16 protein-coding genes are annotated in these 18,013 nt (G+C 49.6%); 10 read left to right on the top strand and 6 right to left on the bottom strand.

Translation table 11 applies throughout. The features are described 5' to 3' along the window. Window positions 1-90: 90 nt before the first annotated feature. Entirely contained in the window at window positions 91-1,236 is a 1,146-nt protein-coding gene (carA, locus tag AC286M_RS14275) for a glutamine-hydrolyzing carbamoyl-phosphate synthase small subunit (RefSeq protein WP_488205026.1), read from the top strand. Window positions 1,237-1,656: 420 nt separating this feature from the next. Here carA and AC286M_RS14270 read toward each other — a convergent pair whose 3' ends face one another. Next, window positions 1,657-2,532 carry a GGDEF domain-containing protein gene (locus tag AC286M_RS14270; protein ID WP_488205025.1) on the bottom strand — a complete coding sequence of 292 codons (876 nt, stop codon included), beginning with the start codon at window positions 2,530-2,532 and terminating at the stop codon, window positions 1,657-1,659. Window positions 2,533-2,576: 44 nt separating this feature from the next. Then, a complete protein-coding gene (locus tag AC286M_RS14265; protein ID WP_488205024.1) occupies window positions 2,577-2,996 on the bottom strand; it encodes a peptidylprolyl isomerase in 420 nt (139 codons plus the stop codon). Window positions 2,997-3,455: 459 nt separating this feature from the next. Between AC286M_RS14265 and AC286M_RS14260 the strand changes: the two genes are divergently transcribed. Further along, complete coding sequence (locus AC286M_RS14260) at window positions 3,456-4,001, top strand: sll1618 family protein (RefSeq protein WP_488205023.1); 546 nt, start codon at window positions 3,456-3,458, stop codon at window positions 3,999-4,001. 30 nt (window positions 4,002-4,031) lie between these two features. On the opposite strand, the gene AC286M_RS14255 is transcribed toward AC286M_RS14260, so the two are convergent. After that, complete coding sequence (locus AC286M_RS14255; RefSeq protein ID WP_488205022.1) at window positions 4,032-4,226, bottom strand: hypothetical protein; 195 nt, start codon at window positions 4,224-4,226, stop codon at window positions 4,032-4,034. Between the two features lie 290 nt (window positions 4,227-4,516). Here AC286M_RS14255 and AC286M_RS14250 point away from each other — a divergent pair, with 290 nt between their 5' ends. The 3 genes from AC286M_RS14250 (at window position 4,517) to AC286M_RS14240 (ending at window position 6,471) form a co-directional block, all read left to right on the top strand. Beyond that, window positions 4,517-5,134 (top strand): DUF4126 domain-containing protein, encoded by a 618-nt coding sequence (locus AC286M_RS14250; protein WP_488205021.1) that lies wholly within the window; start codon window positions 4,517-4,519, stop codon window positions 5,132-5,134. Between the two features lie 287 nt (window positions 5,135-5,421). Beyond that, complete coding sequence (locus AC286M_RS14245; protein ID WP_488205020.1) at window positions 5,422-5,871, top strand: EVE domain-containing protein; 450 nt, start codon at window positions 5,422-5,424, stop codon at window positions 5,869-5,871. A 378-nt stretch (window positions 5,872-6,249) separates the two neighbouring features. Beyond that, window positions 6,250-6,471: a hypothetical protein gene (locus AC286M_RS14240; RefSeq protein ID WP_488205019.1), complete on the top strand. Its 222-nt coding sequence runs from the start codon at window positions 6,250-6,252 to the stop codon at window positions 6,469-6,471. A 320-nt stretch (window positions 6,472-6,791) separates the two neighbouring features. Here AC286M_RS14240 and AC286M_RS14235 read toward each other — a convergent pair whose 3' ends face one another. Further along, entirely contained in the window at window positions 6,792-9,755 is a 2,964-nt protein-coding gene (locus AC286M_RS14235; RefSeq protein ID WP_488205018.1) for a glycerol-3-phosphate acyltransferase, read from the bottom strand. 534 nt (window positions 9,756-10,289) lie between these two features. On the opposite strand from AC286M_RS14235, the gene AC286M_RS14230 reads away from it, so the two are divergent. The 5 genes from AC286M_RS14230 (at window position 10,290) to AC286M_RS14210 (ending at window position 16,720) form a co-directional block, all read left to right on the top strand. Then, complete coding sequence (locus AC286M_RS14230) at window positions 10,290-12,497, top strand: histidine kinase dimerization/phosphoacceptor domain -containing protein (RefSeq protein WP_488205017.1); 2,208 nt, start codon at window positions 10,290-10,292, stop codon at window positions 12,495-12,497. Window positions 12,498-13,104: 607 nt separating this feature from the next. Beyond that, window positions 13,105-14,601 carry a response regulator gene (locus tag AC286M_RS14225; protein ID WP_488205016.1) on the top strand — a complete coding sequence of 499 codons (1,497 nt, stop codon included), beginning with the start codon at window positions 13,105-13,107 and terminating at the stop codon, window positions 14,599-14,601. Further along, window positions 14,571-14,738, top strand: coding sequence for an ATP-binding protein (locus AC286M_RS14220; RefSeq protein ID WP_488205015.1), 168 nt, complete (start codon window positions 14,571-14,573; stop codon window positions 14,736-14,738). The genes AC286M_RS14225 and AC286M_RS14220 overlap by 31 nt, the downstream gene beginning before the upstream one ends. A gap of 62 nt (window positions 14,739-14,800) precedes the next feature. Beyond that, window positions 14,801-15,445, top strand: a complete 645-nt coding sequence (hisG, locus tag AC286M_RS14215; protein WP_488205014.1) for an ATP phosphoribosyltransferase — start codon at window positions 14,801-14,803, stop codon at window positions 15,443-15,445. Window positions 15,446-15,751: 306 nt separating this feature from the next. After that, window positions 15,752-16,720: a DUF6602 domain-containing protein gene (locus tag AC286M_RS14210; protein WP_488205013.1), complete on the top strand. Its 969-nt coding sequence runs from the start codon at window positions 15,752-15,754 to the stop codon at window positions 16,718-16,720. 419 nt (window positions 16,721-17,139) lie between these two features. On the opposite strand, the gene tnpA is transcribed toward AC286M_RS14210, so the two are convergent. Continuing rightward, window positions 17,140-17,583 carry an IS200/IS605 family transposase gene (gene tnpA, locus AC286M_RS14205; RefSeq protein ID WP_488202591.1) on the bottom strand — a complete coding sequence of 148 codons (444 nt, stop codon included), beginning with the start codon at window positions 17,581-17,583 and terminating at the stop codon, window positions 17,140-17,142. Window positions 17,584-17,592: 9 nt separating this feature from the next. Then, a complete protein-coding gene (locus tag AC286M_RS14200) occupies window positions 17,593-17,943 on the bottom strand; it encodes a hypothetical protein (protein WP_488205012.1) in 351 nt (116 codons plus the stop codon). Window positions 17,944-18,013: the final 70 nt, after the last annotated feature.

Raw genomic sequence — 18,013 nt, 5'->3', positions numbered from 1 at the left:
CCTACCCATATCCTGCCCACAAGTCGTAGGATAGTACCGCTAATCGAGCGTAATTAAGCGTATCTAAAAATTCCCTGAGGTCATTTGTCTATGCCCCTTCATAATGCTGACCCGGCGTTGTTGGTCTTAAGTGATGGTAGCGTTTATCGAGGCTGGTCGTTTGGTGCATCGGGCACCGTTATGGGCGAGGTGGTCTTCAACACCGGCATGACTGGCTATCAGGAAGTACTCACCGATCCAAGCTATCGAGGACAACTGCTGACATTTACCTATCCAGAACTCGGTAATACAGGCGTTAATCCCGAAGATGAAGAGTCTCAGGCTCCCCAAGCTGTAGCTGCGATCGCACGTAATGTCTGCCATCGGCCTAGCAACTGGCGATCCACCCAGTCCTTGCCAGATTATTTGAAAACGCACAATATTCCCGGCATCTACGGCATCGATACCCGTGCCCTAACGCGCAAGCTGCGTTCATCTGGCTCGATGAATGGTGCCGTTTCCACCCAGATTCTTGATCCAGATGAGTTGCTGCGCCAGTTGCAAGATACACCCAACATGGAAGGGTTGAATCTGGTCAACGACGTGACGACAACGAACGTTTACGAGTGGTCTGATCCGACGGATACAATCTGGGAATTTGGCCCTGTCCCCTCCAGTCCAGACGCTAAACCACTAACCGTCGTCGCCATTGACTTCGGCGTAAAGCGCAATATTCTCCGTCGCCTTGCCAGCTATGGTTGCCGCGTCATCGTGGTACCCGTGAATACGCCACCCAAAAAAATTCTCAGCTACCAGCCCGACGGCATTTTTCTCTCGAATGGCCCTGGCGATCCGGCAGCAGTAACAGAAGGGGTGGAGACGGTGAAAGCGCTGCTGGAAAGTCAGAAACCCATGTTCGGCATCTGTATGGGGCACCAAATTCTAGGGCTATCGCTGGGTGCCAAGACGTTCAAGCTAAAGTTTGGCCATCGCGGCCTCAATCAGCCCTGCGGACTTTCTCAGAGGGTCGAAATTACTAGCCAAAACCACGGCTTTGCCATTGACGCAGATTCGATTGCTGATGCCGAGGTAGAAGTGACCCACTTAAACTTGAACGATCGCACGGTTGCAGGCATTCAGCATAAAACCCTGCCGATTTTCTCAGTCCAGTATCACCCAGAAGCTAGCCCTGGCCCGCATGATGCAGACTATCTGTTTGAGAAGTTTGTTCAAACCATGCGTGAGCACAAACGCTAGTCATCAAGTTTCATTTCAAAGACATTTCGCAGAAAGAGCGAAGGCATCCGCAATGCGGATGCCTTCGCTCTTTCTGCGAGTTCAATAGGGTTAGTGAGACTGCACTGGCTACATTCACATCAAGCGTCGCCACTCGGCAGGACACGCCGATAGGGCGGCAAAGCCGCCCCTTAAACCGAGTAGCGATTAGCTAAAACGGGCTGAGCGGCTGTTTCCTAGAACGAATGATTCAAATCAGCCAAGGGGGCTAGGCTGCTGATCCATCGTTCCTTCAGGTAACTCAGCACTTGTTGTGGAGTTGCCAAACTTTAGAATGACTAAACACGCCTAAAATCCGGCTAAGCCATCAATCATCACGATAAAAACAGTTATCTGAAATGGCTGTGAGAAAAAGTTATGAAAAATTAGGTCTTGTCCCAATCAGTTCCACATCAGCCGATCCAGCCCTGGTCGGAACCAGGCAAATCGATCCTTGCCGCGCTCACCCGCTTTGTCTAAGGCTTCTCTCGCCGAATCTAGCAGTTGAGCCGAACTTTCAACCGGATGCGTGGTATCGGCCAAGGAACCGCCTACACTGGCATTGACTTGAACCCTAGCACCATTGTTGAGCGTGATCGATAACTCATTCAAGGTTGCCCGCAGCATTTCCCCATAGTCAGCGGCCACCTCAGCCTCTAATCCGGGTGTAATGCAGGTGAATTGCTGCCGACCATCGCAGTGCAGCCAGCTTTCAGGGTAGGACTTGGACTCGATGGCCTGTGCGATCGCATGTAGCACCGGATCAGTAACAGGCAATGTGCTATGGCCATCTTCTGCCTGCACTTGGTTAACGCGAATGACCAGAATACTGAGTGACTGGTAGCGAGAATTGTCCGGTTCTTGCCTCATCCGCTGCAGCAAATACTGCGTCACTTGCGGTACTGTACTTTGACTCATCAAGCCTGTGACGGGCTCAATCAAACCAAAGACATCCAGCCGAGTTTTGACCTGCTGCTGTAGCTCATCCACCATCTGTCCCTGCTTGGATAAATCTCGCTCTCGATTGCGGACTTCTTCCTTGGCCTGCTCCAGGTGTCGCTTCTGATGGGATACCTGCAAATTGCGCCGGATAATGGCGGGGATGCAAACTAGCAAACCGACTAATACTCCAATCGCCAGCGTGACCAGCAGCACCAGGGCGAGAGAATTCTCAAACTGGAGGGCTAGGAAATTCACGATGACCGGATCGGGATTTTGCAGGGCAAAGATGATGGCCCCAAGCGCGATCGCAATTGCAGCAATGATGAAAAGCAGCATGAGTTAACGTTTTGGCTCAACTAATGGCTCAATTGATGGTTGATTTACGGCTCGATTTTAACCGATAGGATCTTGTCACCCTGACGAATGGCATTCACGACATCCATATCCTCGGTTTGACCAAACACGGTGTGCACACCGTCTAAGTGCGGCTGAGGACTATGGCAAATGAAAAACTGACTGCCACCTGTATCCCGACCGGCATGGGCCATCGATAGCGTTCCGGCCAAGTGCTTGTTTTGATTGATTTCGCACTTAATGGTGTAGCCAGGACCACCTCTGCCCGAACCTTGGGGACAGCCGCCCTGAATCATAAAATTTGGGATAACACGATGGAAATTTAAGCCATCATAAAATCCCGATTCAGAGAGCTTGACAAAATTTTGAACGGTATTTGGCGCGTCCTGGTCAAACAGTTCCAGATTGATGGTGCCCTTTTCCGTTTCCATAATGGCGCGGGTCATAGAATCTCCTTAAAGGATATTGTCAGAATCTAGTCGTGTTTTTAAATAATGATGGCCAGTTAAATAGCTAGTTAGACAGCCAGTTGTGACTGCCAACTAACTGCCAACTGATTGCCAATGGTGTGGGCTCTGCCCATACAGCCAACCATCACCTTTTTGGAACCGACTAGATATCCGTATTACCGTATTAGACGATAATCGACGCGCCAACCTTCCGTCTAGAACTGCGTCAAATTGTTTATTTTTGACCGAGGCTCTAGCACCATCACACCAGAGATATTTCTAGAATTAGCACTAGCATCTGTCTTAAATCATCTGCCAGAAGCCAGATATAGAGCAGAATTCGGCAGAGAAGACCGAAATTGCCGTCGCAAGACACGTTGGATCCGGGTGGCTTTGTTACACTAACCGATAGTGACGCAATCAGCCCTCGTTCTGAGCACAGGTTGGAAGACAGTTATGGCTCAATCCCCGCCCATTGTGCCTGAAGAAATGACGTTTCAACAGGCGATTAGTATCAGCCAGGAGCTGTTAGACCAAGCCGATCAACATGCTTATTCAGAAGCCGAACTGCAAACCGCGATCGCAACTTTAGTGGCTAGCGAAAACGGCGCACGAGGCTTTTTCGTTACCTATCTCACTGGAGACAGCCCGCTGGCCGATCAGCCCACTCCGGCCATTCTGACCGCACTAGAACAGTCACCACAGATTGTGGCCGAACTGTTGGTAAAAAATTTAGCGATGTCCTCGGCTATGGCAGTCGCCCATCGACGAAACGAGAAGCAGGAACTGGCAGCAGGTTCTGAACGAGTGAAGCGACGTACTCAACATCTAATGCAGCAGTTGGACATCGCCGACCTTGCAGCGCGAGCCCGAGCCTTACAGACTAGCGCCCAAGGCGGACAGGGCGACTATGCTCAATTTCTGGATCGCTGGGGATACGATGCTGAACAGCGCCAGGTGATCGATCAGGCATTTGAGCAGGTTTTGACCGAACCCGTTTGATCTATCTAATTTAGTTTTAACCTGCATCATCTAAACAGCTGCGCCAGCCTGATTCGCCGTATAAGAACTTTGCAGTGCGATCGCATCTTGATAGGAGGTCAAAAAGTGATCGATGCGATAGCGATAGGGCGAAACCCGATCTGTGTAAGCCGGTGCAGACTCAATCACAGTCAATATCCAGCCCTTGGGTGTCTGTTTAATACAAGTGCGAATCTCAGCATCCATTTCCAAAACCGTTCTGAACCCGAACTCAAACGCCGTCGGTAGAAATTGATCATAGTCCAGAGCAATGTCTGGAATCGCGAACTTTAAGCCTGAATTTAGACTTGATTAAACCCCAAATTTACAGTGCAAATTCACTGGTAAATTTGCTGTGTCAAATCTTTAGCTACATCTCAACCAAGGTATCGGATTTTAAGGATTGCTACACTGGAACTTAAGCACGATTAGAGCACGATTCTGCTGTTGTCACCCAACGGGTCGTTGCCCTCATCCCACACTCAACCTTGACCAAAATGGATATTTTAATCGCGCTGTGTATTGGGATTGGCCTTAGTGCAGCGACTGGGTTTCGCATTTTTATTCCACCGCTGCTAATGAGCGCGGCTGCCGTTACGGGGCACTATACGCCACCGAACGAACTAGCCTGGATGGCGACTCAAACCGCCTTGATGGCCTTTGCCGGAGCCACTGCAGTTGAAGTCATCGCCTACTACATCCCCTGGATCGACAATCTGCTCGATATGGTAGAAGTGCCTTTAGCCGCGATCGCAGGTACAGTTCTAACGGCAGGCATGCTGTCCGGTGCCGTGACAGACAGCTTTCCCGAACTCAGTCCGCTGATTCTGTGGACAGCCGCAGCGATCGTCGGGGGTGGCACCGCAGCCGCAACGGAAGGGGCAACGGTCGTCACGCGTCTCGCTTCAACTGCAACGACGGGAGGCCTCGCCAATCCCGCTCTATCCACGGCGGAAAATCTGAGCGCCATGATCATGACCTGGCTTGCGATCGCAGCTCCCATTTTGGCGTTAGGCTTGGTCGTCTTCGTCATCTGGTACGCCGTTACGCGCGGCATCCGTCTGCTAACCCGGCGTCGCGCCCATTCCGCCTCGCACAGTCAAGAGTTTTACTAAGTCAGAATGTAGCGCTTCTTGCGCTAGTAAAGGGAGATGAATTTTTGAAAGCCGTGCGAAGCGTGGCTTTCAAAAAATAACTTGTACCTCAGTAGCCTAGGAAAGGCTACAGTCCAAGCACTTCTTGCTCGGAATGAACCAAGCCGATGTCCGCTATATTGCAGCAGACATCGGCTTTAGCGATGTCTTATGAACTCGGCCCGTCGTGTAGACAATCAACAAACTCGAATCTCTGCTGGTATGATGCGAGGCTAGTCATCACTCGACAGCGAAAGGAGCGACGCGCTATGCAGTACTGGTTAATGAAATCGGAACCCGATGCCTACAGCATTGACGACCTAGAACGCGATCGCACGACCCTCTGGGACGGTGTGCGCAACTATCAGGCCCGTAATTTTCTCCGGACAGCGACAGTTGGTGATCAGGCCTTTTTCTACCATTCCAATACCAAACCACCCGGCATCGTTGGCCTGATGCAGGTTGTTGAAGCCAATATCGACGATCCAACTCAGTTCGACGCTAGCAGTAAGTACTACGACCCCAAGTCCACACCTGACAACCCGCGCTGGCAAACCGTACGGATGGAATTTGTCGAACGTTTTGCCAATGCGATTACGCTTGACCAATTGAAAGAAAAGTTTGATCCCGAGGAACTCCAGGTGGTGAAACGCGGTAATCGGCTTTCGGTCATGCCCATCGAACCAGAGGTGGCCAAGCGCATTCTCAAGCTGCTGTAGCCATCTGCATCTGCCAAGCTGGTCGTCATGGGCAAACCCATGGGCAAACCGTGTTAAGCGTGACCTGGCGATTTTGTAACGATGAATGAACTGAATGAGGAATCAAGCTGCGACAGGCGCGATCGCACTTGGTCAACTTGAGCTGATGCCCAATTGCCTCGGATGCCAACCTGATAGGTCTTTTAAGCAATTTTATCTATGGGTAAGTTTGGAAAATTGCGATCGCAATTCTAAAAATCCATCCCGCTTAGGTTGCAAAAACGATTAAACTTCATTTCAACTTTTAAAGTTCTATCTGCCAGAACCCATTAAGCATGTTAAGTTCAGTATCGTTGCCAAACAGTTCAAACGTCATTCGATAGAGACTAGAGTTCTGTTATGCCTTTGTCTTCTAACCATTCCATTACCGATCCGATCGCTGATCTATCAACTGCATCTCGTGAAGATTTTCGTGACTATGTTGCCCATCTTCAACTTCATATGGCGCTACAAGCACGCAATCTAGTTCCAGGACTCCACCATTCTGCCGATAGCCGTCAAGCTCTTCTACACCAAGCGCAAGCTGATGTAGAAAAGCTGGCCTCTCGTCAGGCTTGGTAAGTGACTTGTCAATAAAGCGTTATCACTAGGGAAAGAAGGTGTTAACCAAGTTTGCGATCGCACCCGATTATCGGTGCTGCAGCTTGCTTAGCACCTTTTTCTTATTTACATTTTCCACGACGATCTAACCTACGCAATTTTGTATGACCGTCGCCACTTTGGGCGAGACATTTACGAAATCTAATGTTTGAACGTCTGAACGTTTGAGCGTTTTCAGGATTTTCCAACGGCCTAATCAATCTGACTACGGATACAAACAAAGCTCCCTTGTTCCGACGCTCCTAGGATCTCAATCTGTACGTGAACATAGGGAAATACGACTACTCTTTGCCCGCGGACGGGTTATCCAAAATCTCCACCGTGCCTTGTGAGCCGTCTAACCGTACCCACTGTCCAGACTTGAGGTGATTCATTGCATCCTGCACATTCATTACCGCTGGAATGCGATATTCACGGGCCACAATTGCGCCGTGCGATAGGCGTCCGCCCACCTCAGCAATAAATCCAGCCGCCCGCGCGAGCAGCGGTGCCCAGCCCGCATCCGTATGGGGCACCACCAAAATCGTTTCCGGATTCATCGTTGGCATCGCCTGAAACGACTTCAGCACCAGCACTTGCCCTTCCACTTGACCGGGACTAGCTCCAATCCCGCGCAGGGTATTGCCCGTGACCGGACGGGAAGCCACAAACAGGGGCGGCTCATTGCCGTAGACCAGATTGGGAACAGTGGTCATTTCTTGATCGGCGGCAAAGTGAGTTTTCCGCACGGCAATCCGCTGCTGAATTTGTTGCACCAATGCTTCAGAAGGATCCGCAACTAGCTGGCGCACCTCATCGAGTTCTAAAAAGAAAATGTCGCGGGTTTGATCCAGCGTTTTAATCTCGCGCCAATGACGGCCCAGTGCCACCAGGGTATAGCGCAGCGCAGCCAGGATGCGGCTATATGTTTGCGTTACCTGCCCCTTTAGATCCAGTCGCTGCTGTACATTGCGTATTTGCCGGGTCGTTTTTTCTGGCTGTACGTGAGTCACCTCATCTTGCGGATCGAGAACGAACTGAGTGAACATCTCGCGCACGGCATGCTGATTTTCCTGCCAGCGGGGCACGGCAATATCGGTAGCCACTTCGCTGAGGTAGCCGTAGTCAGCCAGAAAGCGATCGATCTGATTCAGCACCGCCTGACCGTCAGGAGACTCCGCCAGAGCCGCAAACACCGAGGAGCTATGCTCGCAGTCCGGCGCAATCCGCAAGACTAACGAACGGTTTTCATCTGCGATCGCACGTAAGGCTCGAATTGACTCCACCTCTGGCGACTGCTGGCGATTGAGTACCGCATCGGGCACGTTGAAAACACCTTGCCGCACCGCTAGGCTGAGGGGAGCCAGAATGCTGTAGTAGGTTGAGCTGCGCAGCAAATCCAGCAGCGTTTCCATCCGGGTCAAAAGTTCAACTGGCGATAAGGTGTCTAACTCATCCTGGCTGAGTTTTGCCAGTTTCGGCTGAAATTGCTGCTGATTGTCCCGCTCAAAATCTTCGGGCAACCGCATTTCCCGGCGCAGCAGTCGCCACAGTCCGGCTGAATTCTTCAGCGTCGAAAGCAGTGGTGGACGGCTAAATTTAGCGCCTCGGGTGAGGAACTCTAAACTTTCGGCAGGTAGTCCCATGCGGCGAAAAATTTGGCCCAGCAGCGACGCATTGAAATAAGCGTAGCTGTGGTGCAACGTGGCCGTTTGCTCAAAATCGAGATCCTGTACCCGATCTGCCAAAACCAGGGTAAACAAATCGCCCCAAACACCGCAGGTGAGTGGACGATTAATGGACCAGGTGAGCGGATGAATCGTACCGGGAATCACCTCGGCGGCAATTTTGCGCGTCCAGATCGGCAGCAGCGTTGTCACCGGGCGACTTTGCAGCACCCACAGTTTCTGCCCATCAAACGTCCACTCCAGATCCTGGGGAACCCCGTGATAGCAGGCTTCCAGATGGCGCACCAGAAAAGCGACTTGCTGAATCAGGCGCGGCGGTACGTCTCCTTCGCCCTCCAGGTCAAAGCGGCTCTCTTCTGGCAGAAACCAGTCGGGCGAGTCAGCAGCCGCTGAGATCGCACTAGCCTGATCAAAGTCATCCTGAGTGATCCACACCCGATATAGCTCTGGGGTTTCCCGACCCGAAACGACGCGTGACGCTCCCCCTGGCAGCGCTTCAATCACCACCGCATCGCCCTGACAGGTAATCGGATCGCGGCTAAAGGCTACACCGGAAAATGCTCCATCAATCTGCCGCTGCACCAGCACCGCCATTTGCGCGTCGGGAATATCGTGTTCCTGCCGATAGGCAATTGCCGATGGTGCATTGTAGGAATTCAGGCAGCGTGCGATCGCATCTTGCAGCGCTTCTGGGCTGGCAATATTCAGCATCGACTGATACTGCCCCGCCGCCGATGCCGTTTCACTGTCCTCACCAACAGCGGACGAGCGAACAACAACAGGCTGACTGCCCGATGGCTGAGCCGCTTCGGCCACAGCGGCTGGGTCGTCTCCCGCCTGGAGCACCCAGCCCATCGGCACCGGATAGCCCCACTGATAAAGCTGCGCCAATGTTGCCGCTTTGCTGCCCACTTTGTCCGCTTGGAGGGATTGCTGGAGCGATCGAGCCGAGCGATCGCCACGTAAAAACTGAAACATACCTTTTGAATGGGTTGAAGCTTCTTGCTCAGATAAATCTAAATCATCTGGAATGCGCTGATAAATCCAAGCCATCAACAGACTTAATGCCGCTGCGGCTATAATGCGTTCTTCATTATTGGGATATAGCAACAGCGTTAACAGCGGCAACAGAATCAGCACAATGTATTTGCCTAACTTACGCTGACGCAGCAGGGTAAAGCTGATACCGCTGAGAAACAGCGTCATACCCGAAATGCGCCAATCATGTACCACATAGCCCCAGGTGACGTTAGTTGTGCCTGCTCCTTGCCCCGACCAGTAACGGCCAATCACCAGCGCCATCATAGCGATTAGCTCCCAAGTTGGATCGTCAGCAAAAAAGTAGCGGGCGACTAGCACTACACCAATACCCTTTAATGCCTCGACGATGACAGCCAGTAGTCCAACCCAGCGCCCCCCGTGGTAAAACGCTGCTGAGACACCGATGTTACCGGTACCAACTTGGGCGAGATTCTTCTTAGCCAGAACACGGATTAGCCCATAGGTGATGGGCATACTACCCACAAGCGGGCAAATCAATATGACAATGAATGCACCCCAAACCTGGGTCAGTGTCATGGTTCGATCCTCTTGTTTATCCCTTCAATCTAGCGCTGTATTTGGTTAAGTACCTGGGCATAACTAAAAACCAGATTTCAGACCCTGCGCCGCCCGTGCAGCGGGCGGCGCAGGGTCTGAAATTTTATAGTTAACGATGCTCAGCTACTTATCAGTCATGATTTGTTGCGGTAAGTGAATCGTGATCACCGTTGCCATTTGAGTTGAGACATTTACGAAATCCAATGTTTAAACCTTTGCCCGTTTTCAGAGTTTCCCACTGTCTTAACCAATGTGACGACTGCAATACTTCAGGTTCTAAACGTGCAGCATCATTTGGCCAAACCCAAAAATGGTTATCATATCAAGTCCGTGTATCATACTGAATCTGACGAGAAAGAACCCGAACTATTTTTCATGAAAGCTAGACGTAGCCTCACTTTTACAAAAAATAAAACCGTTTTTTAGGCGAATTTCATATCAGAACTCAATTTACCTGCGTTCTCCCTGGAGTCGTTGGCACACCCACCTCAACAACTTGCCATGCCTGACATCATGTCCAATTCTGCATCTAATTCTGCATTTGAGGCCAATGACTCGGGATTGGCTACGCCCGAGTGTTGCACAGAACCAATTCAGTTCATCAATTCAATTCAGTCCTACGGCTATCTAGTTGTCCTGAATATCGAAACCCTGGTCATCCTTCAGGTCAGCGCCAATTTACCGGATGTCATCCATCGGCCTCTAGATGAATTGATTGATCAGCCTGTGTCCAAGCTCTTTGATGCCCATAGCCAAAGCGAATTGATTAAGGCATTATCTCGCTTTCCGTTGACGGCATCGCCTTCGCCTGTGTCACTCACGCTGCAATCAGCCGATGAACCAATTGCCGTTTATGGCTATTTGCATGCGGCTGATGCGTCACATCTGGTGCTGGAGTTAGAACCCATACAGATCAGCACGATAACGGATTCAATGGAGCTATATCGGCTCGTGCAGTTTGCGATCGCACGTTTGCGGAGCGCTCATAATCTCGATGTGCTCTATCAACTAGCGGCCCAAGAAATTCGAGCGTTGACGGGTTGCGATCGCGTCAAGATTTATCGGTTCGATGACGATTGGAGCGGCATCGTCGTCGGAGAAGCTAGGGCCGCTGACTGGAGCAGTTCGTACAAAGGAATGCGGTTTCCTGCTATCGATGTTCCACCGATGGCGCGACGGATGTTTTCGCTCATTTCTCTGCGCATGATCATCGATATTAATGATGTACCTTTTCCGCTAGTCCCTGCGCTAGAACCTGACAGCGATTCGCCTCAATCTATTGATTTAAGCCAGTCGCGGTTGCGTTCGGTAGCCGATTGTCACCTACAGTATTTGCGCAATATGAGCGTAGAAAGCTCTTTCACCCTGGCTTTGGTCAAAGAAGACCAGCTTTGGGGGCTGATTGCCTGTCACCACCGCAGACCAAAGCAAATTCCTCACGATGTGCAAGCCGCCTGTGATCTGCTCAGCCAGGTGATTGCACTCGAACTATCGATTAAAGCAGAGGCAGAAGATGAGGTGCATCACCAACAGGTTAACCAGTTGCGATCGCGGTTGGTTGACACCGTCACGCGAGCCGAGGTGCTGCTCGACAGCTTAAAACAGCAGGAAACTGATCTACTTGAACTGATGGGCGCTTATGGAGCCTACCTGCAGATTAACGGCAAGCAGCATTACTTTGGTTCAACACCTTCCGCCACAACCGTTCAACGCTTAATTAAATGGCTTGATCCTCAAATTGAAAACGGCATTTTTTACACGCATCATCTCGCAAGCTGCCGCCCTGATATGGAAAAAGAGCGGGCATTAGCTAGCGGCATTTTTGTCATATCGCTCTCCCGATTTCGGGCTGATTTCTTAATTTGGTTTCGGCCTGAAATTACAGCTCAAGTTCACTGGGGCGGCGATCCAAATTGTCCATTAGTCGAAGCGGCAATCGGCTATACTCTGCATCCCAACTTTTCATTTCAGCTCTGGCAAGAATCTGTAAAAGGGCAATCTGCTCATTGGAAATCCTATGAGATTGAAGCCGCCATAGACTTAAAAAATACTATCTTGCATCAGCAGCTTAAACATAGCCAGGCCGAAACCGAAGTGCTGATTAAGGAAGTACATCATCGCGTCAAGAACAACTTACAGGTCGTTGACAGTCTGTTGCGGCAACAGGCTCGACGGGCAACCGATGTCCACATTGCAGAAGCGCTCAACGATTGTCATAATCGAGTACTCTCAATGGCGCTTGTGCATGAGCACCTATATGAATCAAGTGATTTATCTCGAATTTCAATATCTAGCTATATCCGTCGTTTAGTCAGCAACTTACAGGATTCGTACGGATTTGGCACCGACTCTCGTTCTGGCCAGCAAAAAGTTGAACTACAAATTGATCATTCCTTATTAAAAATCAATTCAGCCATACCTTGCGGTTTAATTATTAGTGAACTCGTTTCTAATGCAATGAAGTATGCCTTTCCACCACATGAAGCATCATCGACATCTGTGGTTTCAATCCAGTTTCATTGTGATAAAGATATAAGCGATCAGTATTGGCTGATCATTTCAGATAATGGCATTGGTCTACCAGAAAACGTTGATTTTGAGACAACTCATTCGCTAGGGCTAAAACTGGTTAGAGGACTAGTTCGTCAGCTACGCGGCGAAATCAAGATTGATCGAGCGCTTGGCACAACCTATATCGTTCAATTTACAGATGATGTGTAAAGTATTTTATCGATTCAATAAACCTCAGCAAGCTAAAATTCGACACCTAAAGGGTTTACAAGTATCTGTAGAAAAAATATGAGTACTATCTGAAACGATTTGATAGTAGTAACCAGATGGATTAAGAGGCTGGAAAAGTCTAAAGACGTTTTAACGTTAGAACGTTTTAACGTTAGAACGTTTGGTTAAAAGGTTGAATTTCAAGTATCTTAACCAAAACGGCAACGGCTATACATAGAGCAAACTACAGCACTCAGCTCATCGATAGTGCTGTTTTGTAAAATTGATATGGCTTGCAAATATCTTGTTTGAACCAATAAGATGGATTTTAGTGATCAAAAAACCGTCTTATAATTCACAGCTTTGCGCTAGCTTATTTCGCCTTTATTTCCTTTACTGCAGAAAAATCAGGCAGCTTTCTGACTGCAAAAGATATCTGAGCTCATTGATATTTTATTGATCTTCTCTAAGGGGAACAGCCATTTCTCCTACTATTTCATTTCTTTCTCGCATGAGATGCAAGGAGGAAAATGCTGCTTAGTGTTCGAATTTGTTAGTGCTGAGGCGTGACTGATGTGTCATTGCGCCACTCAACCCTGTTGACTGTATGGATCTCGATTTATCTCTTACATCTAGCGACATGCGTATTTTAGTTGTCGAAGACGAAAGCGTTGTCGCGTATGACTTACAAGATGTACTTGAAGATTTTGGCTATCAAGTCGTTGCGATCGCAGATTGTGGAGAAGATGCGATCGCAATTGCTCTGGAGCAGCGACCTGACCTGATTTTGATGGATATTCGTCTACAGGGTGAGCTAGATGGCACCCAGGTCGCTCAGCAGATCCGCCAGCATTACAACGTTCCCATCGTCTATCTCACGGCCCACACCGACAACAAAACCCTGAAGCGGGTTAAGGCGACTTCGGCCTTTGGCTATCTCACAAAACCCTTTCGGGAAAAAGAACTGCACACCAGTATTGAAGTTGCGCTCTACCGCAGTCGAATTGAGAATCAACTGGTCGAACGCGAACAGTGGCTCAAAACGCTGCTCGACAGCGTGGGCGATGCGATCATCGCCGTTGACCAGGCCGGAATCATTACCCTGCTCAATCCGGCGGCCCAAACCCTCACCACAACCACAATGGCGGCTGTTGGCCAGCCCTGTCAGCAGATTTTTGATTTGCTGCATGAGCGCGATCGCACTTCGCTGTGGCCGCAAATTCTACAACTCTTCCAAACTCAAACTAGCCTGCACCTCACGGATCAAGTTCTATTGGTGCTAGCTCATCCGGCACAGTTTCCGTCCGAAATCCCCATCGATCTTCATGCCTCCCCCGTACGCAACAATCAGGGGGATACCGTGGGGGTGGTGATCACCTGCCGCGATCTGCGATCGCAACGAGAAGCCCAGGCTACTCAGATCGCGCTAGAGCGAGCACAACAGCTAGAGCAGCAAATGGCAGAGATGGAGCGCATTAGCCAGCTCAAAGATGACTTTTTAAATACGGTTTCTCACGAACTCCGCAGTCCGCTAGCCAACATCAAAGTTGCTATTGAAATGCTGGGACTGAGCCTCAAGCACATTCTGGCCCCGGAACTCGCCGCGAATTCGGCACTGCCCAGCGACAAAAGCTCTAAACTGGAGCACTACTTCAACATCTTGCAGACCGAATGCCAGCGGGAGATTAACCTAATCAACGATCTGCTGGACTTGCAGCGGTTGGAAACGGAAGTGGTGCAGCTCAAACTAGAAGCAGTGTCGTTTGAAGCGACGCTGCGACAGGTGGTTGAACCCTTTCAAATTCGCGCCCATCAGCGCCAGCAGCAGCTAACGTTGGATTGTGCTCCAGCGATGCCGCCGCTGATCACGGAGGCCAAAAGCCTGACGCGGATTCTGAGTGAACTGCTGAATAACGCTTGTAAATATACGCCACCCCACGAGCAGATTAAAGTCGTTGCATTCTATCAAGCCAATTTGTTTGAACTGCGGATTACCAACTCAGGCACCGAAATTCCAGAAGCAGAACTGGGTAATGTTTTCAAAAAGTTCTATCGGCTGCCTTTTCTCGACCAGTGGCATCAGGGGGGACGGGCCTGGGATTAGCGCTGGTGCAGCGGTTGGTGGATCGGCTACAGGGCAAGATCTTTGTCGAAAGTGGTGAAAACGAGGTGTCGTTTGTGGTGCTGCTGCCCCACCTCACCCTTAGTGGCTCGGCTAGCTCATTTTTGCCGTCCCATTGAGAAACTGATCCATGAATGTCAGAGACGGTTTATCTTTAACTAGGAGTCTATCCAGCTAATCTATGTTGACCGTTGCCCTGCCGAAAGGTGCTTTACTCAAAGACAGTATTAATCTGCTGAAGTCCGTTGGTCTGGATTTTAGCGGTTTTCTGGATTCGTCAAATCGCCAACTGCAAATTACTGACACCAGCGGACGGGCAAAAGGCTTGTTAGTGCGAACTCACGATGTGCCTGTCTATGTGGAATATGGTCAGGCTCAGCTTGGTATTGCGGGTTATGATGTCCTGCGGGAAAAGCAGCCCGCTGTGGCGCATCTCGTCGATTTGGGGTTTGGCCACTGTCGCCTATCGGTGGCGGTGAAGGCAACAAGTCCCTATCGCTCGGCGCTGGAGCTGCCGATGCACTGTCGGGTGGCGTCCAAGTTTGTCAATTGCGCCCGTGAGTATTTTGAAAGTATTGATCTGCCTGTGGAAATTGTGCCGCTGTCAGGTTCGGTGGAGCTTGGGCCAATTACGGGCATGTCGGAGGCCATTGTTGACCTCGTTTCCAGCGGGCGCACTCTGCGCGAAAATAATCTGCTGGAGCTAGAGGTGCTTTATCAAAGTACGGCTCGCTTAATTGCTCATCCGCTCAGCTATCGCTTGGACGAAGATGACCTGAGCGACATCATTCAGCAACTGCGCGAACAAGTTGCCGTGCCTGCCTAGTTCAACGTTCAAGGTTTTATCTAACCCAGAAACTTGGTTTCTATACTCATGCGATCGCACTTTGCTAACGCTGTAGGATGGCTATCTTGACTGTCTTACTCGATGCCGGAAGTGCGATCGCATTTTGTTTGGGGTGAGTAAAATGGAGTGACCGTTGGGGCTAAGCGATATCGGAGTTTGCAACAAGGAACGTATTCTGCATTAAGTTGCGATCGCATTATTAAGAAATCCAACCATACGTAGTTTAAGGAGGCAAAAAGCTTGTGTAGTAATAAAAATGACAAGAAGCACGATCTTTTTGACTTCATGTCACAGATCAGCCAAGAAATGTCTTCAGAATACGAACGTATTCAAAAAAGAGCTACAGAAGATCCGGGAACTGCTGGAGATCAAGGAGAAGAAAACTGGGCGGAATTGCTGAGAGATTGGCTACCATCTACTTATCAAGTCGTAACAAAAGGTAGAATCATCAACCAATCTGGTGAAACCAGTCCTCAAGTTGATGTACTTGTAATAAATTCTTCTTATCCTAAAAAGCTACTTAATAAGAAAGTTTATCTTGCAGCAGGCGTGGCTGCTGCTTTTGAGTGCAAAGTCACTCTAAAAGCAGCTCATATCACTGAAGCCTTAGAAAATTGTGTTGCAATAAAATCACTATTTTCACCACGGAAAGGTTCCCCCTACCGAGAAATAAACGCTCCAATAATATACGGGCTGTTAGCCCACTCTCACTCCTGGAAGAGTGAACAGTCTAAGCCTATTGAAAATATTGAAAATAAACTGATAGAAGAAGATTATAGGTTGGTCAATCACCCAAGAAAAATGATCGACTTAGTTTGTATAGCAGATCTTGGGACTTGGAATGCCGACAAGCAACCTCTCTTAGTGCCAAATCAACGTACTGTTGAAGGTATACGTGTATTCTTAGAATCCCAAAACAATCAATCTGGTCGAGTACTAATGGCTACTACTTCATATATGGGCCACACAAATAAGGTCGGAAACCAGTTATCTCACTTTAGGCCATTAGGTGCATTGATTTTCTCCCTATTTGAAAAACTAGCATGGGAAAATGAAAATTGTCGTAGCCTTGCTACTTACTATCAGCAGGTTAAACTTGGCGGCTCGGGAAGCGGGCTTCAGAGATCATGGGACAGCAGTGTTTATTCTCATGAACTCAAGGAGAAAATAGAGCGAAATCTTTCGGGTCTTGAGAGAAGTATAGTCTCCAATGGTGATTCTTGGAACGAGTGGAGTGTGCCTATCCTGCCGTAGGACATGCTGCAAACTTTTAGCGTGATCGCAAATCTTGTAGGTTGGGTTGAAGAATGAAACCCAATAATCCCCTTCACTTTATTTCTGTCAACGAACGCTTATTGACTCCACAGGCCAGATACCGTACTGTGAAACGTTAAGTTGCTGTAGTTGAGCACAACTCGTGCAGCAGCCACCAAAAATCTAGCCAAACGCGACCCAGAGTTGCTGCAACAACATCTGAGCCGCTAACCCCCTACGTTGTTAACGGCAACGCGGAGGCTTGAGGGATTATAACCTTCTCTAAAGCCACCTTGCATTGCGCTGCACGAATGCGGGGTGGCTGGATTTTTGGCTTTCCTCAGAAAGTCAAACCCACAGGAGAACATAATGTCATATCTCAATGAAATACCCCGCCGCAAGCGGACGGGGTATCAGAATCAAAAAAGAGCAAGTTGATTATCCCGATGCAATTTGAGGTAATCTTTGCCTTGGGCTTGAACATATTTGGCGATCATTCCTTCATCCCCGTGGCGGCCTACTGTACTCGCAAAATATCCATCACTCCAAAACTCGCCTCCCCAAAGTTTCTGCTTCACTTGAGGGCATCGTTTGAAGACTTCTCGTGCAGTTAAACTTTTCAGCATCGTCACCAGTTTGGTCACACTATAGGTCGGCACGGACTGCACTAGAAAATGGACATGGTCTTTGTCCACTCCAATTTCGACAAACTTCACCTCGTAGCGTTTCTCGATTTCGAGGCAGACCTCTCGCAGAACCGCATCTACTTGCTCATCAAACACAACCCGTCGATACTTTGCTGGAAACACTAAGTGGTATAGCAAAACTGTTACGTTATGACTCTTGTGGATGTACTCACTCATTCTTAGATCTTACGCCGCAGAGCGGCGGGGAATGGACCCGAAGAGATTCAAGGTGCTGCCTCCGATGCAGCACCACAGTCCGGTGCGCCCACTTTCGGCCAAAACCTGCGCGACAATCGCCATCCCCTGCGGCTGATCCTGCTCGGCTCCCGCCCCGACATCATCATCACCATCAAAAACCTGCATCGACGCGGCTTTGCCGAAGCCAACGAATGGAGTCAGCCCATCCCCTGCCCCAGTGCCGGAGATGTCGCCCGCATCCTCGCCCAGCGCCATCCCGATGATCACATCAGCATTCTGACTCGATACTTGAACTGATTGCCCACCACTCCCTCTCCCGCTCTGGGCTACCGTGTACACACATCTTGATCACTGTCTTTCAACCCCGTAATGAGCCCCCTTGCCTCCCTTAAAAAGGGGGGAATTGACT

It is taken from the genome of Thainema salinarum CENA647, assembly GCF_057732415.1.
This window is presented reverse-complemented; position numbering and strand designations above follow the sequence as displayed.